Source organism: Nocardia sp. CA-135398, assembly GCF_050955845.1.
Lineage (GTDB): Bacteria > Actinomycetota > Actinomycetes > Mycobacteriales > Mycobacteriaceae > Nocardia.
Map to the genome: position 1 here is coordinate 5,430,203 of NZ_CP192084.1, position 23,541 is coordinate 5,453,743.

Below are 23,541 nucleotides of genomic sequence, written 5' to 3' on the forward strand. Positions count from 1 at the left end.
GATCACCATCCGCGACACCTGCGACCAGAAACTGCTACCGACGTAATGCGTTGGACGTGTGTTCCAGGGGCACGGCATCATCGTCCGCGCCGAGGACGACGGTGCGGCTGATGATCGCGGCCAGGTCGGCCGGGCTGAGCGTGGCACCCATCGTGCCCGGTTATCGGGATACCTCCGTGCCGCGCGCCTCGGCCTCGGCCAGTTCCTTCAGCGTCAGCAACTGCTTGCGCATCATCAGTACATCGCCGAGGGCCAGCGCGCGGGCGATGAGCCACGGTGCGCCGCAATGCATTCGGACCGTCAGACGGGTGCCGTGCGCCTCGGGACGCACCGCATAGGTGACGCAGACCTTGCCGGAGACCAGGGTGATATGGCGGCCCAGTACGAAGGAGACGAGGGTGAACGCGGACATGAACCGCTGTCCCACTTCGAGTTCGGTCAGCGCCGGATCACGGTGGCGCGGGCTGCGTCTGCCGAAGTTGTCGAGCAAGTCGTAACTGTAGGGCGCGACCCGCAATTGGCACAGCCAGCCATAGACCACACTGAGTGGGGCGTCAATGCTGATGGCCCGATCCGCCTGCACCCCACCCGGTTGCACCTCGTCACAGGGCAGGGGAAGCTCGCATTCGGCCTCGGTGGCACCCCACACCAAACCCGGGATCATGCCGCGGCCGCGATTCGGCGGAGCAATTCGCGCACCACGACCTTGTGGCCGCCGGTGCCGATGACCAACGCGCGGTAGATCTTTCCGTGCAAACCGGGGAATTCGGCCCAACTCCGCGCACGCACCAATGTCCGGCTCGGCCCCTGCTCGTCCAGTTCGAAGACCAGCGCATAGCGCGAGAACCAGTGCCGTCCCCGCAGCGCCAGCCGGGCGGGCTCCTCGGCGGCATCGAGCACGAATCCGGTCGGCGCCTTCGACGGATCGTCGGGATCCTTGCAGACAACTTTCAGCAAGGCCTTCCACGCCCGATCGCGATTCGCGTCCACCGATCTGGCATGCTCATCTATGTAGGGCAATCGCTCCATATAGAAGGAACGTACTAGTACATGGCGCCTCCCCGCAAGCACGACACCGACGTGATCCTCGACGCAGCGCGCACCCTCGTGCTCACCGACGGTCCCCGCGCCGCCAGCGTCGCGGCGATCGCGGCGGCCAGTGGCGCGCCCGTCGGCACGCTCTATCACCGCTTCGGCAACCGCAACGGCGTGCTGACCGCGGCCTGGCTGCGCGCACTCGAACGCTTCCAGGACCGGGTCAAGGCCGCCGCCGCCGAGCCGGACCCGGTCGAGGCCGGTGTCGCGATGGCCGTCGCGAGCATCCACTTCGGTCGCGAATTACCCGACGACGCAAGGCTTTTGCTGAACCTGCGCCCCAGCGATCTGCTCGACGGCCGACCGGATGCGGAATTCCGTGCCCGCCTCGACGAGATGAACGCACCAGTCATCGACCACTTGCGCCGCATCGCCGCCGCCCGTTTCGGCCGCGACGGCGAGCGCGAAATCGACGCCGTCAGCCGCGCGGTAGTGGACCTCCCCTACGCCGCCCTGCGCCGTCACGCCCAGGCCCCCGCCCTGCCTACTTGGCTCGAAGCCGACCTAACCGCCGCCGCCCGCGCCCTGCTCGAGTCCTACCACCCCTGACCCCCGATCTCACTCCCCGGCGACGATTTCGGGGGTGAGTTTGTCGAGGGTGTCGATCACCTCGGCAGCCAAGGCGAGGGCGTCCGGGGCGGGCGGATATTCCGGCCGCGGCGCGGCGATCACGCGCATACCCGCGGCGTGTGCGGCGCGCAGTCCGTTGCTCGAATCCTCGACGGCGGCGCATTCGGTGGACTTGTGTCGCATGAAGGCGGCCGCCGCCACGTAGACATCGGGCGCGGGCTTACCCCGATCGACCTCCTCGGTCGAGAAGGTAACGCCGAAGAATTCGATCAGCCCGGTGCGACCGAGCACGGTATCGATCAAGCTGCGCGGCGACGAACTGGCCACCGCGAGCGGCCAGTGTTCGCTGATGCGCTGGACCGCCTCGACCGCCCCCGGCAGCAGTGGCACCGCCTGTTCGTAATGCTGCGCCATGCGATCGATCACATCATTGGCCACGGTATCCGGCGGCGCACCGACACCGAGTTCACCGCTGAGATAGTCCGACCACTCCCCCGTACTCATTCCCATCAACCGCTGCTGTGTATCGGGTAGCCAGCGCCCGCCCATCTCCGCCACATACGCGCGGCGCACCTGCTCCCACACCGGCTCCGAGTCGATCAGAACGCCGTCCATATCGAAGACAACAGCAGCAATGTGCATACGGGACAAAGCCTTTCGCCGGCAACACCGTTCGGCGACGACCCGATGGCCGACCCATCGATCCGCCCCGCGGTGGGGATTTCGGAAGACCTGATTCAAGAACGAGTACCCACACTAGGCCAGCTCACCCCGCCCCCGCACCCCACCACCATTCCGCCGCCCCATTCGGCGGCTTCGCCCGATTCGAGCGCATCGCGCTGGCCCAGCGAACGAGCATTCGACCGGCAACCGATAACGTGTTCTATATGAACGAAGAGCAGGTCGGGAACTCGCTGCCGAGCGCGGAGCACCACGAGGGCGGGTTCCGGCCGATGTCGGAGCTGATCGACGCGCAGCTGGAGGACCTCGATATTTCGCGCGGCGGCCCGCACTACGGCGCATTCATCGAACAGGTGCGCAGCCTGATGGATCGGGCCCGGCTGGCCTGCCCGACCGATGAGCTCGCGCTGGAGACGATCGGCGTGCTCAAGCAGCTCAACGACAAGCTGGACGCCGCGATCGCCGACGAATGGTCCGCCCCGACCTGGACTCGGGCCGACCTGCCGTCCCGCGGGAACGTCACACTCCCACCGTTCACCATCGACAAGGCGAGCCGGGACGGCGTGGCTGCCCGCGTCACCTTCCGGACCTTCCACCTCGGCGGCAATAAGGCCGCCCACGGTGGACAGGTCGCGGTCGCTTTCGACGATCTGCTCGGCATGGCCGCGGCAATGCACGCGGGCCAGGTGACCCGCACCGCCTCGCTCACCGTCGACTACCGCTCCATCACCCCGCTCGAAACCGAACTGCAGGTGCACGCCTGGACCGAACGGCAGGAGGGCCGCAAGGTCTATGTCCGGGCCACCCTGCACGACGGCGAACGCCTGTGCGCAGAGGCACAGGGGCTGTTCATCGTGCTCAAACCGGGACAGCAGTGAGTTCCGAGATCAGGTGACTACACCTGATCTCGGGTACCCCTAGCTCGTCGGGAAGTGTTTGTCGCGGTATTCGGCGAAGCGCGCGTCGACCTGATCGGCGGTGAGGCCGAAGTCCTCCAGCGTGTAGCGGTGCACGGGACGGGCCGCACCCGTGGTGCTTTCCGCATGCAATGCCGTCATCGCGGCTTCGGCCGCCGAGCTCAGCTCGATATCGAAGTGCCGATAGATCGATCCGACGGTGCCGATCGGGTCAGCGACGAAATCGTCGTAGTACACATCGCAGAACTGAGCGGCATTGTGCCGCTTGCGATCCGCGAGGAACTTATCCGCACCCCTGGCCCACAGATCCAACTGCCCCGCACCCACGACCGGACCGCGGAACTTCTCCGACCACCCCGCCGCGGCCTGCTCGTTCAGGCTGCACACCGAGGCGATGATGGTGCGCGGATCCCGGTGCATCTGGATCACCAGCGCGTCCGGATACACCTCGAAGATCGCGTCCAGCGCGAACAGATGACTCGGGTTCTTCAAAACCCAGCGCCGGTCGGCATCGGGCATCCCGATCAATTGCAGGTTGCGCCGATGCCTGCGATAGGCATCGGTCCAATCCTGTTCGCGCAACCACTCGGAATATCCGGGCAGATAGCCCAGGCATTCGTAGGACACCGACATCAGCGACTGTCGCAGCAGCTGCCAGCACTCCTCCACCTGGTCCGCCGAAATATGGTGCACGCCCATGAATTCCGGATGTTCCACATGATGCTGCTCGAATGCCGCCTCGATCCGCTGATACACCGGATTGTCGGCCCAGGTCTCGCGGGGCGGTCGCGGCTGCGGCATCTCGGTGAGCCACATCTCCAGGCCCTGATGCGCCGGATCCGCATTGAGCAGCCGATGCACCGCCGTGGTACCCGAACGCGGCAGCCCGGTCACGAAGATCGGGCGCTCGATCGCGACCTCGGCATATTCCGGAAAGCGTTGCCACGCGGCCTCACTCAGCAGCCGGGCGATCAGCGCACCGCGCAGGAAGGCCCGATTGACCTTATTGCCGAAGGGCGTCAGCTCGGCTTCCTTGGCATAGGACTCGAGCAGCACGGCCAGCCCCTCGCGGTAGCCGTCGTCGCCGAAATCGGTCAATCCGACGACCTTGGTCGCCGAGGCGTGCAGATCGTCGATGGTGCCGACGTCGTCTCTGCCGATCACAGTCATATCTCCTAGTGGTGGTATTCGCCGCCGTTGACGTCCAGGCATGCGCCGGTGATCGCTCGCGCCAGATGCGAGGCGAAGAAGACCACGGCGTCAGCGATCTCATCGGGTTCGGGCAGCTTGCGCAGGTCGATCGTCTCGGCGGTCTCGGCGTACACCTGTTCAGGGGTGATCCCGCGCTGCTTGGCTTGATAGTTGAAGTACCACTTCAAGTTGTCGGCCCAGATGTAGCCGGGCGCAATGGTATTCACCCGAATGCCCTTCGGCCCGAGTTCGGTGGCCAGACTCTGCGCCAACGCCAGCAGGCTCGCCTTGGCCATCTTGTACGGCCCAAAGGTGCGCCGCGAATGCCGCAGCACCGCCGAATTGATCATGACCACCGACCCCTTGGACTCGGTGAGCGCGGGCACGAACAGGCGCGTCAACCGCAGTGCGGCAAGCACATTCGTCTCGAAACCGGCACGCACGTCATCGAGGTCGACATCGGCCAGATCGGTGATCGGCGGAATCGCGAACGCATTGTTCACCAGCGTGTCGACATGGCCGAACGCGCTCTGCGCCGTCTCGACCAGATTCGTCACAGCCGCTTCGTCATTGATATCGGTCGGCACCACCACCGCGCGCCTGCCGAGTTCGGTGATCTCCTTGGCCACCTCGGTCAGCCGCGATTCGGTACGCGATGCCAGCACCACATCGGCACCGGCGCGCGCACTCTGCACCGCGATGGCCCGGCCGAGCCCCGGACCGACCCCGGAGACGACAACTACCTTGTCCTGCAACAACATCAGCCGAGCATCCTTTCCGCCACGGCAACCTGACGCGCCGCGATCCGCGCCTTCCATTGCTCGGGCGTGACCCGAGCCTCCTGGTAGTACGGCAGCCGCTCGGGCAATTCGTCGACCGACACCACCTCCACCGTCGGCCCGTCCTCGGGTTTCAGATCCCGCGACAGCTGCTGCCAGCGGAACTGCAGGTACCCGCGCGCATGCCCGGTGCGCTCGATCCAGTTGGTCAATCCGGGGTCGCGCTCGCTGATCACGAGCCGGATCATCCCGTCCGGATCCACGCGTGCCTGGTCGGCGGTGAGGCTGGTCTGGTGGTTGATGTAGTCCAGCGACAGGTACCACATGCTGCCGAGTTGGAAACCCTGGTACGGCGCATCCGATTTCGGCACCGTGAGGATCATCGCCTGCTCGTCGTCGAGTTCGTAGTGACCAACCGAGGAGAACTGGGTGGTGAGTCCGCCCGGGGTGGAGCGCGGTTCGGTCATCGTATTGACCGGCAGGTTGAGATAGAACCACTTCGGGAACGCCAGGAAGGTATTCAGCCGCGAGACCAGCATCTTTCCGGCGATCTCATATCGCTTGCTCATCAGGTCCTTGGTCAGCGGCGGTGGAGCGTCGCCGATCGTGTCCACCCGCTGGATGCGAATCGTGCCCGGCTTCTCGGTTGCCCAGTCGCTGTACACCTCGCGCACCACGAGCATGGCGGAGTCGGGGGCGAGATGGACATAGCCAGGGCGCGCCGCACCGGGGCCGAGACGGAGCTCGTAGGATCCGTCGGCCGCGATATCGAGGGCGCGGGCATCGAAGGCGGTCTCGCTGTCGGGGACGTCCACCGGCGAATAGTTGCCGTTGAGCACCTGGAAGCTGAGGTCACGGGTGGTGCCGCGGGTTCCGGTCACCAGATACTCGGCGTCGGGACGCAGATATGAGTGGAAGTAGAGGGTGTCCGGGTTGTCCAGGCCCATCTTGGTGTACGGCCCGGTGGACATGACGAAGAACGGAAAGTCCCGTTCGAAGGCCCACGCCATCTGGATGGAGGCGCGAATACTGCCGGCGAGGTAGTCGTAGCCCTCGACGAGGTCCTGTTCGGTCCGAATATGCGGTGCGCCGGTGATGATTTCCTCGGCGGCGGCGATGGCTTCCGCGAACGGCTGTGTCAGCAAGAGGCTTCTCCGAAGTAGCTGTTCCAAATATGTACCGCTCTGGTACATTTCGATATGAGCAAGATTAGAACCTGTTCTAGGAGTTGTCCATGGTTGCCCGCAGATCCGCCCCGACCGCACGGGTGGTCCAAGTGCTGGATTTCTTCGTCGAGCGGCGCGGCAAACGCTTCGGACTCTCCGAACTGGCCCGCGAACTCGACCTTGCCAAGCCGACCTGCCTCGGCATCCTCACCGAACTGACCACGGGCGGCTATCTCATGCGCGACCCGAACACTCGCACCTATGGCCTCGGACCTGCGCTTATCGCCGCGGGTCGGGTCGCCCAGGACAGTTTCGCCATCGCCAGCATCGCGCGCGCCGAACTGGAGAAACTCACCGCCCTCTACCGCACCACCTGCACCGCCTCGGCCGTGGTCGGCGAGCAGATCATGGTGCTGGAGAGCACCGGTCCGGGCCTGGTCAAGGTGGGTGCGGCCTACCATTTCGCACCGCCGGTCGGTCTGATGTACGTGCTGTGGGATACCGACGCGGCCTTCGACGCCTGGTTGCGCAAGCCGCCGACGGTGCCGCTGCGCCAGGACGAGGCCCGGCTGCGCCGGATCGTCGCGGAGTGCCGCGAGCGCGGCTACCTGGTCGAAAGCCTGACCGCGGCCGGTCGACGGCTGTACGCTCTGCTGGCCGGGGTCGCGGCCAGCGATCTACCCAATGAAGTGCGCGAACTCGTCGGCGAACTGGTGACCAGCCTCGGCGAGCGGGTCTATCTCGGCACCGATCTGCGGCCCCGCAAGGAACATCCGGTCAGCCTGCTCGCGGCACCCACCTACGGCGGCGACGGCAGACAGAACATGGTGCTGACGATGTACGTCGGAGCTTCCATCACCGGCGCCGAGATCGACCGTCGCGGAACGGCACTCGTGGCCGCCGCGGATCGAGTGACCGCCGAATCCGGGGGTCACAAGCCGGATTCCACCATTGACCAATGACCGAAACGTGTTCTAGTTTTGGGGCGTGAGCCAGTACGCGAAGTCGACGGCGAGCACCTACGAGTTGCCTCATCTGGACGCGCTCGAGGCCGAGTCGGCACATATATTCCGGGAAGTCGCCGCGACCTTCGAACGGCCGGTGCTGCTGTTCTCCGGCGGCAAGGATTCAGTGGTCATGCTGCACCTGGCGGCGAAGGCCTTCTGGCCCGCGCCGCTGCCGTTCCCGGTGCTGCACATCGATACCGGACACAATTTCGACGAGGTCATCGAATACCGCGACCGCACCGTCGAGCGGCTCGGTCTGCGACTCGTGGTCGGCAGCGTGCAGGACGATATCGACGCCGGGCGGGTGAAGGAGGAGACCGGACCGCGCGCCTCCCGAAACCGTTTGCAGACAGCCACATTGCTGCGCTCGATCCGCGAGGGCGGATATGACGCGGTATTCGGCGGCGCGCGCCGGGACGAGGAGAAGGCACGCGCCAAGGAGCGGGTATTCAGCTTCCGTGACGAATACGGGCAGTGGGATCCGCGCAATCAGCGACCGGAACTGTGGAATCTCTACAACGGTCGGCACAGCAAGGGCGAACACATCCGGGTATTCCCGCTGTCCAACTGGACCGAACTCGATATCTGGCATTACATCGCCGCCGAGGGCATCGAGCTGCCGCCGCTGTACTACGCACATCGCCGAAAGGTGCTGCAACGCGACGGAATGTTATTGGCGCACACCCGATTTCTCACCCTGCTCGACGGCGAGCAGCCGTATGACAGCACGGTGCGATTCCGCACGGTCGGTGATGCCACCTGCACCGGTTGTGTCGAATCGACTGCGGCGACCCCGGCGGATGTGGTCGCCGAAGTCGCCGCCACCCGGATCACCGAGCGCGGCGCCACACGCGCCGACGACCGTATTTCGGAGGCAGGCATGGAAGACCGCAAACGCGAAGGGTATTTCTGATGACGACCACCACCCTGTTGCGCCTGGCCACCGCGGGCAGCGTCGACGACGGTAAGTCGACGCTGATCGGCCGTCTGCTGTTCGACTCCAAGACGATCTTCACCGATCAGCTCGCCGCGGTGGAGCGGACCAGTAAGGCCCGCGGCGACGACTATCCGGATCTGGCGCTGCTCACCGATGGCCTGCGCGCCGAACGCGAACAGGGCATCACCATCGATGTGGCACACCGCTACTTCGCCACACCCCGGCGCAAATTCATCATCGCCGACACCCCCGGCCACATTCAGTACACCCGCAATATGGTCACCGGCGCCTCCACCGCCGATCTCGCGCTGATCCTGGTGGACGCCCGCAAGGGCATCGTGGAACAGACTCGGCGGCATGCCTTCCTGGCCAGTCTGCTCGGCATCCCGCACCTGGTGCTGTGTGTGAACAAGATGGATCTGGCCGGATGGTCGCAGGACCGGTTCGAGGAGATCAAGGAGGAATTCGTCGGCTTCGCAATGAAACTCGATGTCGCCGATCTGACCTTCATCCCTATGTCGGCGCTGCACGGTGACAATATCGTGCACCGCGGTGCGAGCATGCCCTGGTACGAAGGCTCGCCACTGCTGCACCACCTCGAGGAGGTGCACATCGCCTCCGACCGCAATCTCATCGACGCGCGATTCCCCGTGCAATATGTAACCCGCAGGCATGCAGAGGATTTCCGTGGTTACGCCGGTACCGTCTCCGGTGGTGTCTTCAAGCCGGGCGACGAGGTCGCGGTGCTGCCTTCGGGTTTCACCACCACGGTCGAGGCGATCTGGGGTCCGGGCGGGACGCCGATCGCGGAAGCCTTTCCGCCGCAGGCCGTTACCATCCAGCTCGCCGACCAGCTCGATGTCTCCCGTGGCGATCTGATCTGCCGCCCCGCGAACCGGCCACATGTCGGACGCGACGTGGACGCGATGGTGTGCTGGTTCGGCGAGGACTCCGAACTCACCCCCTGCGCCACCTACACCGTCCGGCACACCACCCGCACCGTGACCGCCGAGGTGCGCAGCCTGGACTACCGGCTCGACGTCAATACGCTGCATCGCGACGAGAGCGCGAATTCTTTGTCGCTCAACGAGATCGGACGCATCCAGCTGCGCACCCGCCAGCCCCTGCTGTTCGATCCGTACCGCCGCAACCGCACCACCGGAAGCTTCATCCTCGTCGACGACACCACCAACAACACCGTCGCCGCGGGCATGATCACCGGACCGACCCTGCCCTCCTCCCGTGTCGTCTGGCACTCCACTGCCGTCGGCCGCGACGAGCGCCCCACCGCAGGTATGACCGTCTGGCTGACTGGGCTGTCCGGCTCCGGAAAGTCTTCTGTCGCAGTGGAACTGGAGCGCCGCCTGGTCGCGGCGGGTCGCCCGGCCTTCCTGCTCGACGGTGACAACCTGCGCCACGGCCTCAATGCCGACCTCGGCTTCGGCGCCGCCGACCGCGTCGAAAATATCCGTCGCGTCGGCGAAGTGGCCCGACTGTTCGCCGAAGCCGGTGTGGTCGCGGTGGTTTCCCTGATCAGTCCCTACGCCGCCGATCGCAATAAGGTCCGTGCCGTGCACGAGGCCGCGGGCATCCCCTTCGTCGAAGTCTTCGTGGATACCCCACTCGAGGTCTGCGAAGCCCGCGACCCCAAGGGCATGTACGCCAAGGCCCGTGCCGGTGAGATCCGCGGTTTCACCGGCATCGACGATCCCTACGAGGCGCCCACCCGAGCCGAACTCGTGCTGCGCCCCGAGGACGGCGACCCGGCAGCCATGGCCGCGGCCATTCTTGCCGAGCTGGCGGATCTGGACTAGCTCGCCCGCAATGCCGCACCGAACCACTCGAACACCGGTCCCAGGGTCGGAGGGACCGGCCAGCCGTTGATGATCGAGAGAAGTTGCCAATAGCGTTCGGCGCGTGGATCTCCCGCGACATCGAGGCGGGTCAGCAGCCAGTTCCGTAACTCGGCGTCATCGGAGCGGCCGAATGTCGTCGCGTATGCGGCGCTCAGCTCGTCGACAATCGGTCGGGCCGCAGCCGACGACGGCGCTGTTCCGGCCGCGAGCGCCCGGCCGACTCGTTCGCGCACGAGTTCGGTCAGCTCATGGTGCAGGCCGGTGGTATCGCCTTCGGCACGCTGCGCGGCCTGGTATTCGGCCATGCGGCGCACCGATGCGCGGAAATCCGGATCCCGGGTGAGTTCGGCCAGTTCCACCCAGGCCCGAACCTGGGCAGGTTCCGGATCCTCGGGCAGTTCCGGCATCGCCGAGCGGATGAGGTCGACGAATTCCGGGTTGGCATCTGTACCGCCGAAGGTGTCTTCGACGAATTCGGTAATGAGGCGGCGCTTTTCGGCGTCGGAGAGTTCGACGAGCTTGTGCATGAGTTCCATCTCCTCGGGGGTCGAGCCCCGCTCGGCTATCGCTCGTAACACCGTGCGCCGCACCCGAAGTGAACTGATCTGGAATTCCAGCGCGTCGGCATGTGCGGCCGCGACCTCGGGCACCGTCAGCTTGCGGTCGAGCACCTGTCGGATGGCGGGCAGGTCGATGCCGAGTTCGCGCAGGGTCCGCACCAGTTGCAGGCGGGCGAGCGCATCGTCGTCGTAGAGCCGGTAACCGGCGGGGCTGTGGGTGGTCGGCGGCACGACACCGGTATCGGCGTAGAACCGGATGGTCTTGACCGAGAGGCCGGTCCGTTCGGCCATGGTGCCGATCGGATAGAGCGTGTCGCCGTCCATACCCCTACCCTCCTGTCTCCACTTGGTGGAGACGCAAATCCCGGCGTGATGCTACGGGTCAGCCGATGGTGCGGAAGAACTCGCGGATATCGCCGATGAGCAGGTCGGGGACCTCGAGCGCCGGAAAATGGCCGCCGGAGTAGAACTCCGACCAGTGGGTGATGTTGTGCGCCTTCTCCGCGAAGCGGCGGATCGCGTAGTCGCCGTCCTTGAAGACCGCGACACCGGTCGGCACGGTGCCCTGCGGCGCGGGTGCGAACATGGCGGCATCGTGGAAGCGCTCGTAGTAGAAGTTGGCCACGCTGCGGGCGGTATCGGTGAACCAGTAGATGCTCACATTCGCCAGCATGCGATCCCGGTCGATGCCTTGTTCCGGCAGCTCGTGCGACTGGTCCATCCACTCCTTGTACTTCTCGACGATCCAGCCGAGCTGCCCGGCCGGGGAATCGGCCAGCAATTGGGCGATGGTGTTCGGGCGCGAACCGTTGAGGTTCATATAGGCCGAGCCGTCCTTCTGGAAGTTCTGCATGCGTGCCAGCCGCTGTTGCTCGGCCTCGGTGAGCGCGGCCATATCGGCCGGATCGCCGGTCGGGAAGGTGACCAGCGCATTGACGTGCACGCCGAGCACATGCGCGCTATCGACGCGGGCCAGCCGCGGTGCAAGGAACGCACCGTGATCGCCACCGTGCACCCCGTACCGGTCGTAGCCGAGGCGAGCCATCAGCTGCGCCAGCGCCGCCGCGACCCGGCCGTCGTGCCAGCCCGCCGCAGTGATCGGTCCGGAGAAGCCGTGGCCCGGCAGCGACGGAATGACCAGGTGAAAGGCGGGCATGTCGGCGTGACCGTGTGACTTCGGATCGGTGAGCGGTCCGATCAGGTCCAGGAAGTCGAGCACCGAGCTGGGCCAGCCGTGCAGCAACAGCAGCGGGGTGGCATCGGCTTCGGCGGACCGCACGTGCAGGAAGTGCACGTCCTGCCCGTCGATTATGGTGCTGAACTGCGGGTATGCATTGAGCTCGGCCTCGATCGCACGCCAGTCGAATTTCTCGGCCCAGTAACCGGCGAGCTCGCGCAGGTAGGCGGTGGGCACGCCGCGTTCCCAGCCGGTGCCTGGCAGGTCGTCGATCCAGCGGGTGCGGGTCAGTCGCTCGCGCAGATCGTCGACAGCGGCCTGGGGGATCTCGATGCGGAAGGGGTGGATGTCGTTGTTCGTCATGGGATCGACTCTGCTGGTAACGGGGCTGCCGACGAATCACGAGAATTCGTTATCTTCCGGTCCGCGGCTCTTTACGTTGGCACCGGGCCGGTGATCCGGGCATGATCGCGTGGTGTCGAGCGTTCCCGACCGCGGTGCCTTTGTCGGGCGAGCGGCAGAGGTCTCCGCACTCCAGCGTGCGTACCGGGACGAGTCGGTGCATACGGTGCTGATCGCCGGTGAGCCCGGTCTCGGTAAGTCGCGGTTGGTCAGCGAATTCACCTCGCGGCTCGGCTCGGATGTGCTCGTGCTGATCGGGCGGTGTCCGGAGTTCGGCGCGAGCGAGGTGCCGTTCGCGCCGTTCGTCACGATCATGCGCACTCTGGTGCGGCGGGTCGGACTAGACGAGCTGTCCGCGCTACTTCCGGTGGCTCGTCCCGCGCTCTCGCGCTGGCTGCCCGAGCTGGCAATGCGCACCGGTGCGGCCGAGCCCGAATCGGATCGGATCCGGTTGTTCGGCGAGATCCTCACGGTGTTCGAGCAATCGGCGAGTTCCCGGCCGGTGGTGCTCGTCCTGGAGGACCTGCACTGGGCCGATGATTCGAGCCGCGAACTATTGGCCTTCCTCATCGCAAATCTCACCCAGTGCGATCTGCTGCTGATCGGCACCTACCGGCCCACCGATTCGGAACCGTTGCGTCGACTCGTCACCGGGCTGCGCCGCGACCCCGGTGTGCGCGTGCTGAATCCGGAGCCGCTCACCAAACACGAGGTCGGCCGTCAACTCGCCGCGGTACTCAATCGCGAACCCGAGCCCGGGGTCGCCACCCGAGTCTTTCAGCGCAGCAAGGGAATTCCGCTCTTCGTCGAGGCGCTCGGACGAGCACTGCAGGATGACCCCGACCGCGTGCCCGCGGATCTATCCGATCTGCTGCTCGGGTACCAAACCGGGCTGCCCGACGATGCCAAGGCGCTCTTGCGGCTCGCCGCGGCCGCGGGTTCGCCGGTACGAGCCGGGCTACTGGAATCCGCGACAGACCTGACCGACGATGCGCTGCACCTGGCACTGCGCCAGCTGACCGATCAGGGGTTACTGCTCGTCACCGAGACCGGCTACGAGTTCCGGCACAGCCTGATCCGCGATGCCGTCTACGACGATATGCTGCCGGTCGAGCGAAAGCGCTTGCACACCAAGCTCTCTCAGGTGCTACTTGCCGAAGATGCAATGCGGGCCGGTAACCAGCGGATGAGCGAGCTGGCCCACCACGCGTATGCCGCGGGCGATATGCCACTCGCACTCGTGGCTTCCTGGGGTGCCGCCACGGAATATGAAGGGGCACAAGGTGAGCGCGTGCGCCAACTGGACCGCGTGCTGGAGCTGTGGGATCGAGTGCCCGACGCGGCGACGCTGATCGGGGCCGATCGCCTCACGGTGCTGGAACGCATTGTCGAGGCCTGCTTTCACGGTGGCATCGTCGAACGCGGTGTGGCGGCCGCCGGTGCGGCGCTGGACCTGCTGGATGTCTCGGAGGCACCCGAGCGGACGGCGCGCCTGTACTACTACCGCGCGGGTCTGCGGAATCAGAGCAGCGGCGGATCCGTCGATGACTTGACCAGGGCATTGGAGTTATTGCCCGCACAGCCGCCGAACGTGCTGCGCGGCGAGGTGCTCGCAACACTCGCCGCCTCCCGTGTCTTCAACGGTGACGCCGACGGGGCCGCGCGCGACGCCCGTGCCGCCGTGGAGATTGCCGAGCAGACCGGCACCCCAGCGCTCGCCGCGCACGGCTACGCCTACCAGGGTTTGGCGGCGGTCGCCGGAAATGGTTCCGCCGTACGGTATTTCGAACAGGCGCATGCTGCGGCGAACGATCCGCAGACGTTATTGACCGTGGTGCTGTGGGAGTCGGCGGCACTGGTCGCGGCGGGCGAATACGCTGCGGCCATCGAGGCCATCCAGCAGGGATTGCGGGCCGCCCACGAAACCTTCCGTTTCGCCGATGCCGGGCCCATCCTATTGGTGAAATGGGCACAGGCGTTGGCCGCGCTCGGACGCTGGCCGGAGGCGCTCAGCCTCATCGATGAATCGCTCACCGGGCAGCTGCCTCCGTTGAGCAAGGCCGCGCTGCTGCTTTGTCACGCGAGAATCGCACTGGCCCAGGGCTCTTCGGCTGCGGCAACGAGCAGTGCCGATGCCGCCGCGGAACTCCTGAGCGACGGACCGTGGGCGCGCCAGTACCAGTTCCAATTGCATACGGTGCGAACCGATATCGCGATCGCTGACGGACAAACCGGATGTGCGCGCGAACTCGTCGCCGAGACACTGGCGGCCGACGATCTCATCACGCACCACCATGAGGTGTGGCCGTTGGTCGCGACCGGTGCCCGGATCGCGGATCTCACGTCCACCGCGGACCGGTTACCAGTGACCACCGCCGTCGACACGGCCTACCGTGCCGTCTGCACCGCGACCAGGGACAGCGATCCGGCCGCCTGGCACAGGGCGGTATCCGCGTGGCGCGCCATCGATCAACGCTACGACCTGGCCCGAAGCCTGCTCAGCGCGGCCGAAGCCGAACTAGCGGTCGGCAATCGCGGCGCCGCCCGCGAGCCCCTGCGCGAAGCCGTCCAACTCGCGGCGGAATTGGGTGCGACACCATTGGCCCACGCTGTCGAACAGCTGGCCGAGCGTGCCAGGGTCGCACTCGAGATAACTCGGCCGGAACCGGCGAACGAACCGCCGCGCACCTTCGGGCTGACGCCACGCGAGACCGACGTATTGCGTTTGGTCGCACAGGGTTTGAGCAATCGCCGGATCGCGGCCGAGCTGTTCATCAGCGGCAATACCGCAGGCGTGCACGTATCGCGCATCCTAACCAAACTCGGTGCCGCGACGCGAACCGAAGCCGCCGCCGTTGCCCGTAAACATGGCCTCATCGAGTCCGACTGACGCGGCTGTTCGGGACTCGCAGCATGACGCGAACTGCTTCAACCGCCGCTACCACTGGGTCACGCGAATGGTCAACGACCGCAGGGCCAATCACGGACTCACCGCAGCCGACTGGAACGCCGCCATGTCCATCGAAGTACGGCCCACCGGCATCGACCTACGCACCGGGGACGACAGGGCCTGGCTGGAACGCGCCATCGATCCCGACCTCCTCGTCCTCGGCCGCCTACTAGAAGCTCCACCGAATGAACCCGAACGAAGAACAACCCGCCCGAGACGTCGTCTGGGTACTCGACGGACTCCGCGAACGCTACGGCTTCGCACTCCTCACAGAAGCGCACGCAGGCAAAGCAACCACCGGTGACGGTCGCCGCAACATGTCACCGATTGGCGCTAGCCTCTGGCTCCGATGGAGCGAATTCGGATTCGGGCTCGCCCGCGCCGCATAGGACCCCGGCAAAGGCCGCGCCGAAATCGTCGACGTCGTGTCCTCGCGTGGATCCCGAGAAGAGCGCGACTGACCCTCGAAACTTCAGCCTCGCCGATTCTCCCGTGGATGCCCCGCGGACCCGGACTACTACGACCAGGTAAGGAGTCGCAGTGAGCGTCGCGCCACCGCCCAACGACGGGCACACCATCGTCCGCGTCGTCGAAGCCTTCGCGCGCAACTGGCCCCACCTGAAACCACCGATTTTCCGGGCCGCGGACGTTCTGCCGCTGCTGCACGGCGACGATCGTGAATACGCCGCAGCGTCAGCGCTGTTAGAGGCAGGCCGCGTCTGGTACCCGGACGGAGAACAACCCTGAGACGTTCACCCGACCAGCTCTCCGGCTATTCAGGGCAGCCATCGGTCACCACCGGCACCGGAACCTACGTGCGCATCGCCTGACACCAGACACGCTCAAACAGCAACGCGCGTCATTCATTTCAGGACTGCGCGGATGGTTGCCAGTCGGTGTGACCGGCTCCCCCCTTGCTCTCGGAGGGTGATCACGCAGACTTCGGCTCGTAGTCTGCATAACGGCGTGGCGAATTAGCCATCGCCGTTGCGGTGATCTCATCTGCGGCCTTCATCAGCAGGGCAATCGCTGGATGCTTCGGCGTACCCGTGATCGCGTGAAGATCCTCCACAACCGCCTGTATCCGGTCACACAGGTCGCGCGACTTATCCATATCGAGGCCATTGACCTGGCTGTCGGACATGTTCGCCTCTCTCATCTGCTAGGGCAGGACTGGACGGTACCTCGCGCACCGTCGAGTAGTCACTGAACGCGAAGGGTGACCCCTGAAGGCGGCCGAGGATGCTCACAGCCATTCGCCAGCGCCCCGCGTAGCAGGCGGCGGATCGGCCCACTCGCGGACCGCGTCTGCGATGCGCTCGACAAGTTCGACCGGCAGATCCACCGGAGCTGGCGGCCCCATGAACGGGATCCGTTGCGGCAGTTCGGTATCGATGACAGACGCGGAGTCGACATCGATGAACGCCCCATCTGACGCGGGAGTGGTTTCCAACTCCGGAGCGGGCATCTCGATGGCGTCGAATTCTTCGACCCATCCATCGTCACCGACGAGACCGAATGTGCCGTCGCTGAATTCGATCAGGCCGCTCACCGGACGGCTTCCCGTGTGGGCTGGAGCTTCCCCGCCTCAGCGCGGATCCAGTAGGCGGTGTTCTTGGCGTCGCAGATCTCGCGGCTGCACTCGAGGTGTTCTTGCAGGACGTAGCCAGCTTCTTCGACGGTGTACCCGCCCTGCGGTGCCGGGTGGATACGCGAGGTTTCACTGGTGACGCGCTCGAGGATGTCTGTTGCCGGGATCGCGTCGTCCGGGACGGCACCGGAACCGAGCAGGTAGGGCAGGCCGTAGAAGATTAGCCACAGGAAGAACATCACTGCGGCGGCGACAACCATGGCTGTGACGAGGTCAGCGGGCATTGCGTGGTCCCCTTGGGTGCATTGCGTGGTTGAGTGCGCACGCATCGCGGATCTCGAATCGCTGCGGTTTCGGGACCGCAGCGTCGACCCGATGTCGCGCGCTGACTGGAACAGTCGCACCCCTCGACGCCATCGAAGTATCACCGAAGTGCCACCGCATGACACTGAAGTGTCAATGGTGTTGACACCGCGATGTCGCTACCCTGATGGAGGCATGGGGGCAACCTTCAACTTCAAGGAACTGAGCCATGGCAATGGGTCTCGGCATAGGCAAGCGAATCGCCCGGGAACGGCGCGTTGCCGGAATGACACAGCTGCAGCTAGCTCGGGCTATTGACTACAGCCCCTCCATGGTGCGCAAGGTCGAGCAGGACCTGAAGATCCCGACGCCAGGATTCATCGCTGCCGTCGCTCGCGTGTGCAACATCGACCAGGAGGTCCTGCGAGGCACGCCATTCCGGGACGCCCTCGAAGAAGAGGGCCCACTCGAGGGCATCGCCGAACTGCGCGCGATCCTCTGCGAAGGCGAATATGTGCGCGCTGTGGAGCCTCCGCCGCTCGCTGAGTTGCAGGCAGCGATGAAGGCGATCAACGACGACGACCGCAAGGGCAAGAGCCGTCGCGCACTGGCGAATCTGCCAGCGTTGATCCGACAGGCGTATGGCGCTTTACGTGACAACCCAAGCCCCGAGGTTTACGACCTGCTGTGCAACGCCTTCAATGCGGCTGACCGGATGTGTCGCCGCTTCGGGTTCATGTCGTTGACTATTCCCGCGATCGACCGCTATGACTGGGCTGCGGCACATTCAGGCGACCGCCTCGCCGTCGCTGTCGGCAAAGTGATGCGTACCCGGTTGCTTGTCTATCAAGACAGCACCGACCTGGCGTTGATGCTCGTCGACAAAGCGCTGGTAGAGGCGCAGGGCGACAGTGACGATGCCCTCTCGGTTATGGGGGCGGCACACCTGGCGGGTGCCGTTGCCGCCGCCCGCGGGCTGCGGCTGGACACGGCGCGTGACCATATCGCCGAGGCGCGGCTGATCGGTTCGCGGTTGGGGTTCGAGACTCGCGCGTACGAGACGCTGTTCGGCCCGGCGAATACCGAGATACATTCGGTCGGTGTCGAACTCGAAGCGGGCGACCCAGGACGGGCGGCACGTGACGGTTCTGCCCTTATCCTTCCGCCGTCGATCGCGAAGACCCGCGCGGGCCATTTGTGGCAGGACATCGCCCGCGCCTGGGTGATGACAGGACAGCCGGATAAGGCGATCAAAGCACTCAACGTCGCGCGTAGCGTGGCACCCCAGCAGACGAAGCTGCATCCGAGCGTGCGAGAGACACTCGGTGCAATCGCCGCCGCGGAGCGTCGCAGCACAGGAAGCACGGCAGAGTTCGCGCGCTGGCTGGGCGTCTCCGTTTGAGGATCTGGACTTCGCGTGTCAGCGTCGCCCGCTAGTGCCGTCTCCAGATTGCTTGCTGCGCTATCGGCCTCCGGCCGCTCGCCGAGCGTATTGATATGGCGGTCGAATTCGGCATGGACGACCGCCATTCGACTACGTTCGACGCGCTTCTGCGACAGCCGCGAACTGCGGGCGGAGCTGGGGAGGTGATCGGCTACGGGCCGCGCTGATCCGGATCCAATCCCAGAATGACCGCCAGCACCGGGCGCAACCTGCGCTTCAACGAAGCCCCTACGCAGTTTTGCTCCGTTCCGCTGCTGTGCATGTCCAGCCCCCTCGGCATGGCCGATCCGTCCCAGGTCTGCGCGGCCCGCCTCGACCAACTGCTCACCGAAGGGAGCTGGATCCGATAATGGTCGGACTATGACCGAACCCCTACTCCACCAGCGCTTCCCCGAACTGGCCAGCACGCTGTCGTTCGCCCGGCTCGGTGTCGCGCCGACGCCGGTCCGCCCGCTGGAGCTCGGCACCAGCAGCACGGTGTGGTGCAAGGATGAAAGCGGGTACGGCTCCGGCGGTTGGGGTGGCAATAAGATCCGCAAGCTGGAGTGGCTGTTGCCCGAGGCCCGACGGCGGGGCGCCCGCACCATTCTCACCTTCGGTGGCATCGGAACCAACTGGGGTCTGGCCACGGCGCTCTACGCTCGGGAGTTCGGCATCGATACCGCGCTGGCGCTGGTCGACCAACCGGTGGACGACCACGTCCGCGAGCAGCTGCGGCGACTGGAAAACTCCGGCGCCACTTTGCATTTCACGCACAGCAAGCTGCGCACCGTCTTGGCCGCACCGTGGCTGCTGCTGCGGCATATGCACGGGCGCACCCCACCGTATCTGCTGCCCGTCGGCGGATCGTCGCCGATCGGCGCGCTCGGCTATGTCGAGGTCGCATTGGAACTGGCGGCGCAGATCGCCGCGGGCGAACTGCCGCAACCGACACATCTGGTGACCGCCGTCGGATCCGGCGGCACCGCAGCGGGTTTGGTCCTCGGCCTACGGCTTGCCGGACTACGCACCCGAGTCGTCGGTGTCGTCGTCAACGACTCGCTCCCCCTCGACGCGCGACACATTATCGAGCTGGCGAACCGCGCCGCGACGGTGCTGCGCGCACGCGGCGCGGAATTCAACACGCCCGAGCTGCGCCCGGACGACGTGACGATGGTGCGCGACTGGCTCGGTCCCGGCTATGGCCATGAAACCCCGGCCGCCATTGCCGCGCAGAAGCTCGCCGCGACCAACGGGCTGGAATTGGAAACCGTCTACACCGCAAAGGCTTTGGCCGGACTCCTGGAGATGGATACCCGCGGCGACTTCGGCGACGGACCCGTTCTGTTCCTCAATACCTACGGGCCGCGCTGATCCGGGTCCAGTCCCGAAATGACCGCCAGCACCGGGCGCAACCACGCTGTGTCGATGACTCTCATAGCGGCCGAAAGCTCCGCTCTTCGCCGGAAACCGGTGCCGTGCCGACCACCTCGCACAGCACCGCACGCACTGTGGCGACCTGGTCCCCGCCTACCCTGGCGATCAGCCCGCGCTCGTAGGCGGCGTGGAATTCGCGCACCGTGGCCAGTAGGTCGCGCCCCCGGTCGGACAGGTGCAGCAGCTTGGCCCGCTTGTCGGCCGGATCTGGGCGCCGCTCCACATACCCGTGCCGCACCATTTCGTCGACGACCTTGGCCGCGCCCTGCGCGCTGATACCGAGCCCTTCAGCCAGTTGACTTGCAGTGCGGGCGTTTTCGGCCAGCGAACGCAGGACGTAGCCGTAGGAGGCACCGAGTCCACGGTATCCGCGCGCAGCCAGGTGGGCGTGTAACTCTCCGACCAACTGCTGATATGCCCTCCCGAGCAGGATCCCGAAATCCATCTTGACTCTCCTTGCAGCAATATGTTCAACTGTAGTTGTACACCTTAGTTGAACACCTCGGTTGAAGATTGGGAACCACGATATGCCACACATCACCGCCGACAGCGCGCCACGCTTCGAGAACGACCACGCGACCTTCATCGGCCTCGCCGCACCCAGCCGCGGCTCCACCGAGAACAGCGCCTGGCGACTGACCCTGAAGCCCGGCACCGACGCCCCCGCACACGCCCTGGACCGCGAGGAGATCTTTATCGCGCTGTCCGGAACGATGACCGTCACCATGGGCGACGAAACGTTCACCGTCACGGCCGGAGACGCACTCATCGTGCCCGCATACCAACAGTTCGCGATGTCCACCCCCAGCGATGAAACCTTCGAGGCAATTGTCGTATTGCCCGTCGGCGGGCAGGGACTCATCCCCGGCCAACCCCCCATCGTCGCGCCCTGGGCCCGCTGACCATTCGTCGTGGACGACAACCATTCGACTACGTGCGACACACTCCCGCGACGGCCGCGACCCGCGGGCGCAGTGAACGGCTAGGAACTGCCCTGATCCGGGTCCAGTCCCAGAATGACCGCCAGCACCGCGCGCAACCGCTCCACATCGCCGCGAATGCCGGTCACCGCATCCTGGTACAGGAAGGCCTCGATGAGTCGGACCAGCGCATAGGCGAAGGTGTGGGTGTCGACCCGGTTCTGGTAGCCCTCCGCGATGGCGATATCGAGAATTTCGGCGACCACCCCGACCACCTTCGGCTGTACCGGCCCGTCGCTGGTGGTGATGATGCGCCCCGCGGTGGCCTGTTCGGTCGCGATGAAATACCGGTACGCCTCGCTTCGCGTCATCCACTGCGCCACCCGGTCCAGCAGGGCTAGCACCCGCGGCGCGCCCGTGCCGTCGGCGCGCGTCTGCGCCGCCACCACCATCCGCTCGAATTCCGACACCATGACCGCGCCGAGCAGACCGTCGCGCGAACCGAACCAGCGGTAGATGGTCGCCCGCGACAATCCCAGTTCCGCCGCGATCGCCTGCACATCGACCCGCTCGCAGGCCAGGAACTGGGCGCTGGCCGCGGCGAGCACCTGGTCCTGGGAGGCGGCGGCGGGACGGCCCACAGGTCGGGCGGCACCGGTGGTTGTGGTCATCCCAGCCCTGGGATCGATTCGCGACACATGGGTAGTAACGTACCAAATCGACCCGAGCGAGTACCGCGCCCGTCTGGGCCAGTGCTCCGCCACCGCGAGAGGATGTGCCCGTGCGCTCGAACTTGATCTCCCGTAGGGACCTGGACTTCCTGCTCTACGAATGGCTGCGGGTCGAGGAGCTCACGGCGCTGCCCAGGTTCACCGAACACTCCAGGGACACCTTCGACGGCTTTCTCGCCCTGTGCGAGGACCTGGCCACCCAGCACTTCGCCACCCACAACAAGCGCAACGACAGCAATGAGCCGACCTTCGACGGCGAGAAGGTCACCATCATCCCAGAGGTGAAGGCCGCGATCGAGGCCTTCACCAAGGCCAATCTCGTCGGCGCCGCGATGGACGAGGAGATCGGCGGGCTGCAGCTGCCCGCCACCGTGGAAGCCGCCGGATTCTGCTGGTTCCAGGCCGCCAATGTCGGCACCACCGGATATCTGTTCCTGACCGTTGGCAATGCCAATCTCCTTGCCGCACACGGCACTCCGGAACAGATCGACCGCTTCGTCAAGCCCATGGTCGAGGGCCGGTTCACCGGAACGATGTGTCTGTCCGAACCGCAGGCGGGTTCGTCGCTGGCCGATATCGTCACCCGTGCCGAACCCCAGGCCGATGGCACCTACCGCCTCTTCGGCTCGAAGATGTGGATATCCGGCGGCGATCACGAGCTCACCGAAAATATCGTGCACCTCGTGCTGGCCAAGATTCCGGGCGGACCAGCCGGAACCAAGGGCATCTCGCTGTTCGTCGTGCCGAAATTCCTGGTGGCCGAGGACGGTTCGCTCGGCGCGCGCAACGATGTGGTGCTGGCCGGGTTGAACCACAAGATGGGATATCGCGGCACCACCAATACGGTGCTGAATTTCGGTGAGGGCAAGCACAATCCGGATGGCGCGCCCGGTGCGGTGGGTTACCTCGTCGGCGAACCGCATCGCGGCCTGTCCTACATGTTCCACATGATGAACGAGGCACGCCTCGGCGTCGGTCTGGGCGCGACGGCATTGGGCTACACCGGGTATCTGAAATCACTCGAATACGCCCGGGAACGCCGTCAGGGCCGCGCGATCACCGCCAAGGATCCGTCCACACCGCAGACGCCGATCATCGAACATGCCGATGTGCGGCGAATGCTGTTGGCGCAGAAGGCTTATGTCGAGGGCGCGCTCGCCCTGCTGCTCTACTGCAATCGCCTCGTCGATCTGGAACGCACCGCGACGGATCCGGCGGTCGAACGCGAGCACACCCTGCTGCTGGAAATTCTCACCGGTGTCGCGAAGAGCTGGCCGTCGCAATGGTGTCTGGAGGCCAATAACCTCGCCATCCAGGTGCACGGCGGCTACGGCTACACCCGCGAATACGACGTCGAACAGCACTACCGGGATAACCGCCTCAACCCCATCCACGAAGGCACGCACGGCATCCAGGGTCTGGATCTGTTGGGCCGCAAGGTGATCCAGCACGACGGGGCGAGCCTGCGGTTGCTGGCCGCACAAATCGAGCGGACCGTCCTCGCGGCCACCGAGGCGGGCGGCGAGTGGACCGAATTCGGCGGACAGCTCGACGCGGTCTGGCAGCGGCTGCTCACCGTCACCGGCTGGATGTTCGCCTCCGGCGATATCGCCGCCGCCATGGCCAATTCCAGCATCTATCTGGAGGCCTTCGGACACGTCGTGGTCGCGTGGATCTGGCTGGAGCAGGCCCTCGCCGCGCACGGCAAGGACGGCGACTTCTACGATGGCAAACGCGCGGCGGCCCGCTACTTCTTCCGCTACGAATTGCCCAAGACCACACCGCAATTGGATCTGCTGGAGCTGATGGACCGCACCACGCTGGAAATGCGCGACGCCTGGTTCTGAC

Annotated in this window: 24 protein-coding genes; 11 read left to right on the top strand and 13 right to left on the bottom strand. The window is 65.7% G+C overall.

The window, feature by feature from the left end; translation table 11 throughout:
• Window positions 1-160: 160 nt before the first annotated feature.
• A complete protein-coding gene (locus ACQP1T_RS23575) occupies window positions 161-649 on the bottom strand; it encodes a hypothetical protein (protein WP_433762333.1) in 489 nt (162 codons plus the stop codon).
• 11 nt (window positions 650-660) lie between these two features.
• Window positions 661-1,029, bottom strand: coding sequence for a hypothetical protein (locus ACQP1T_RS23580; protein ID WP_433755206.1), 369 nt, complete (start codon window positions 1,027-1,029; stop codon window positions 661-663).
• A gap of 21 nt (window positions 1,030-1,050) precedes the next feature.
• Here ACQP1T_RS23580 and ACQP1T_RS23585 point away from each other — a divergent pair, with 21 nt between their 5' ends.
• A complete protein-coding gene (locus ACQP1T_RS23585; RefSeq protein ID WP_433755207.1) occupies window positions 1,051-1,644 on the top strand; it encodes a TetR/AcrR family transcriptional regulator in 594 nt (197 codons plus the stop codon).
• 9 nt (window positions 1,645-1,653) lie between these two features.
• Here ACQP1T_RS23585 and ACQP1T_RS23590 read toward each other — a convergent pair whose 3' ends face one another.
• The gene (locus ACQP1T_RS23590; protein ID WP_433755208.1) at window positions 1,654-2,307 is read right to left on the bottom strand and encodes an HAD family hydrolase; all 654 of its coding nucleotides are present in this window, start codon (window positions 2,305-2,307) and stop codon (window positions 1,654-1,656) included.
• A gap of 245 nt (window positions 2,308-2,552) precedes the next feature.
• On the opposite strand from ACQP1T_RS23590, the gene ACQP1T_RS23595 reads away from it, so the two are divergent.
• Entirely contained in the window at window positions 2,553-3,224 is a 672-nt protein-coding gene (locus ACQP1T_RS23595) for a PaaI family thioesterase (protein WP_433755209.1), read from the top strand.
• A 39-nt stretch (window positions 3,225-3,263) separates the two neighbouring features.
• Here the strand turns inward: ACQP1T_RS23595 and ACQP1T_RS23600 are convergent, their stop codons facing one another.
• From ACQP1T_RS23600 to ACQP1T_RS23610, 3 genes are read right to left on the bottom strand one after another with little or no spacing between them, the layout of a single operon-like run.
• On the bottom strand, window positions 3,264-4,433 hold the full coding sequence (locus ACQP1T_RS23600) for a sulfotransferase family protein (protein ID WP_433755210.1): 1,170 nt from the start codon (window positions 4,431-4,433) through the stop codon (window positions 3,264-3,266).
• Window positions 4,434-4,438: 5 nt separating this feature from the next.
• A complete protein-coding gene (locus ACQP1T_RS23605) occupies window positions 4,439-5,215 on the bottom strand; it encodes an SDR family oxidoreductase (protein ID WP_433755211.1) in 777 nt (258 codons plus the stop codon).
• On the bottom strand, window positions 5,215-6,378 hold the full coding sequence (locus tag ACQP1T_RS23610; RefSeq protein ID WP_433755212.1) for a hypothetical protein: 1,164 nt from the start codon (window positions 6,376-6,378) through the stop codon (window positions 5,215-5,217). Before ACQP1T_RS23610 ends, ACQP1T_RS23605 begins: the two co-directional genes overlap by 1 nt.
• An 89-nt stretch (window positions 6,379-6,467) precedes the next feature.
• Between ACQP1T_RS23610 and ACQP1T_RS23615 the strand changes: the two genes are divergently transcribed.
• Genes ACQP1T_RS23615 through cysC form a run of 3 tightly spaced genes read left to right on the top strand, consistent with a single transcriptional unit; the run spans window position 6,468 to window position 10,157 of the window.
• Window positions 6,468-7,361 carry a helix-turn-helix domain-containing protein gene (locus ACQP1T_RS23615; protein WP_433755213.1) on the top strand — a complete coding sequence of 298 codons (894 nt, stop codon included), beginning with the start codon at window positions 6,468-6,470 and terminating at the stop codon, window positions 7,359-7,361.
• A 25-nt stretch (window positions 7,362-7,386) separates the two neighbouring features.
• Window positions 7,387-8,319: a sulfate adenylyltransferase subunit CysD gene (cysD, locus tag ACQP1T_RS23620; protein WP_433755214.1), complete on the top strand. Its 933-nt coding sequence runs from the start codon at window positions 7,387-7,389 to the stop codon at window positions 8,317-8,319.
• Window positions 8,319-10,157 carry an adenylyl-sulfate kinase gene (gene cysC / locus ACQP1T_RS23625; RefSeq protein ID WP_433755215.1) on the top strand — a complete coding sequence of 613 codons (1,839 nt, stop codon included), beginning with the start codon at window positions 8,319-8,321 and terminating at the stop codon, window positions 10,155-10,157. The genes cysD and cysC overlap by 1 nt, the downstream gene beginning before the upstream one ends.
• On the opposite strand, the gene ACQP1T_RS23630 is transcribed toward cysC, so the two are convergent.
• Together ACQP1T_RS23630 and ACQP1T_RS23635 are read right to left on the bottom strand one after the other, a co-directional pair.
• A complete protein-coding gene (locus ACQP1T_RS23630; protein WP_433755216.1) occupies window positions 10,154-11,083 on the bottom strand; it encodes a MerR family transcriptional regulator in 930 nt (309 codons plus the stop codon). The two genes, cysC and ACQP1T_RS23630, sit on opposite strands and share 4 nt — an antisense overlap.
• Before the next feature lie 58 nt (window positions 11,084-11,141).
• Entirely contained in the window at window positions 11,142-12,299 is a 1,158-nt protein-coding gene (locus ACQP1T_RS23635; protein ID WP_433755217.1) for an epoxide hydrolase family protein, read from the bottom strand.
• Between the two features lie 112 nt (window positions 12,300-12,411).
• On the opposite strand from ACQP1T_RS23635, the gene ACQP1T_RS23640 reads away from it, so the two are divergent.
• Both ACQP1T_RS23640 and ACQP1T_RS23645 read left to right on the top strand, forming a co-directional pair.
• Entirely contained in the window at window positions 12,412-15,228 is a 2,817-nt protein-coding gene (locus ACQP1T_RS23640; RefSeq protein WP_433755218.1) for a helix-turn-helix transcriptional regulator, read from the top strand.
• A gap of 600 nt (window positions 15,229-15,828) precedes the next feature.
• Window positions 15,829-16,035 carry a hypothetical protein gene (locus ACQP1T_RS23645; protein WP_433755219.1) on the top strand — a complete coding sequence of 69 codons (207 nt, stop codon included), beginning with the start codon at window positions 15,829-15,831 and terminating at the stop codon, window positions 16,033-16,035.
• 184 nt (window positions 16,036-16,219) lie between these two features.
• Here ACQP1T_RS23645 and ACQP1T_RS23650 read toward each other — a convergent pair whose 3' ends face one another.
• The 3 genes from ACQP1T_RS23650 to ACQP1T_RS23660 form a co-directional block, all read right to left on the bottom strand.
• Window positions 16,220-16,432: a hypothetical protein gene (locus ACQP1T_RS23650; RefSeq protein ID WP_433755220.1), complete on the bottom strand. Its 213-nt coding sequence runs from the start codon at window positions 16,430-16,432 to the stop codon at window positions 16,220-16,222.
• A gap of 102 nt (window positions 16,433-16,534) precedes the next feature.
• Window positions 16,535-16,840 carry a hypothetical protein gene (locus ACQP1T_RS23655; protein WP_433755221.1) on the bottom strand — a complete coding sequence of 102 codons (306 nt, stop codon included), beginning with the start codon at window positions 16,838-16,840 and terminating at the stop codon, window positions 16,535-16,537.
• Window positions 16,837-17,163, bottom strand: a complete 327-nt coding sequence (locus ACQP1T_RS23660; RefSeq protein WP_433755222.1) for a hypothetical protein — start codon at window positions 17,161-17,163, stop codon at window positions 16,837-16,839. Before ACQP1T_RS23660 ends, ACQP1T_RS23655 begins: the two co-directional genes overlap by 4 nt.
• Window positions 17,164-17,411: 248 nt before the next feature.
• Here ACQP1T_RS23660 and ACQP1T_RS23665 point away from each other — a divergent pair, with 248 nt between their 5' ends.
• Together ACQP1T_RS23665 and ACQP1T_RS23670 are read left to right on the top strand one after the other, a co-directional pair.
• On the top strand, window positions 17,412-18,584 hold the full coding sequence (locus ACQP1T_RS23665; protein ID WP_433755223.1) for a helix-turn-helix domain-containing protein: 1,173 nt from the start codon (window positions 17,412-17,414) through the stop codon (window positions 18,582-18,584).
• A gap of 402 nt (window positions 18,585-18,986) precedes the next feature.
• On the top strand, window positions 18,987-19,979 hold the full coding sequence (locus ACQP1T_RS23670) for a 1-aminocyclopropane-1-carboxylate deaminase/D-cysteine desulfhydrase (RefSeq protein WP_433755224.1): 993 nt from the start codon (window positions 18,987-18,989) through the stop codon (window positions 19,977-19,979).
• Between the two features lie 61 nt (window positions 19,980-20,040).
• Here the strand turns inward: ACQP1T_RS23670 and ACQP1T_RS23675 are convergent, their stop codons facing one another.
• Entirely contained in the window at window positions 20,041-20,487 is a 447-nt protein-coding gene (locus ACQP1T_RS23675; RefSeq protein ID WP_433755225.1) for a MarR family winged helix-turn-helix transcriptional regulator, read from the bottom strand.
• A gap of 82 nt (window positions 20,488-20,569) precedes the next feature.
• On the opposite strand from ACQP1T_RS23675, the gene ACQP1T_RS23680 reads away from it, so the two are divergent.
• Entirely contained in the window at window positions 20,570-20,944 is a 375-nt protein-coding gene (locus ACQP1T_RS23680) for a cupin domain-containing protein (protein ID WP_433755226.1), read from the top strand.
• Between the two features lie 80 nt (window positions 20,945-21,024).
• Here the strand turns inward: ACQP1T_RS23680 and ACQP1T_RS23685 are convergent, their stop codons facing one another.
• Window positions 21,025-21,633 carry a QsdR family transcriptional regulator gene (locus tag ACQP1T_RS23685; RefSeq protein ID WP_433755227.1) on the bottom strand — a complete coding sequence of 203 codons (609 nt, stop codon included), beginning with the start codon at window positions 21,631-21,633 and terminating at the stop codon, window positions 21,025-21,027.
• A gap of 110 nt (window positions 21,634-21,743) precedes the next feature.
• Here ACQP1T_RS23685 and ACQP1T_RS23690 point away from each other — a divergent pair, with 110 nt between their 5' ends.
• Window positions 21,744-23,540 (top strand): acyl-CoA dehydrogenase, encoded by a 1,797-nt coding sequence (locus tag ACQP1T_RS23690; RefSeq protein ID WP_433755228.1) that lies wholly within the window; start codon window positions 21,744-21,746, stop codon window positions 23,538-23,540.
• Window position 23,541: the final 1 nt, after the last annotated feature.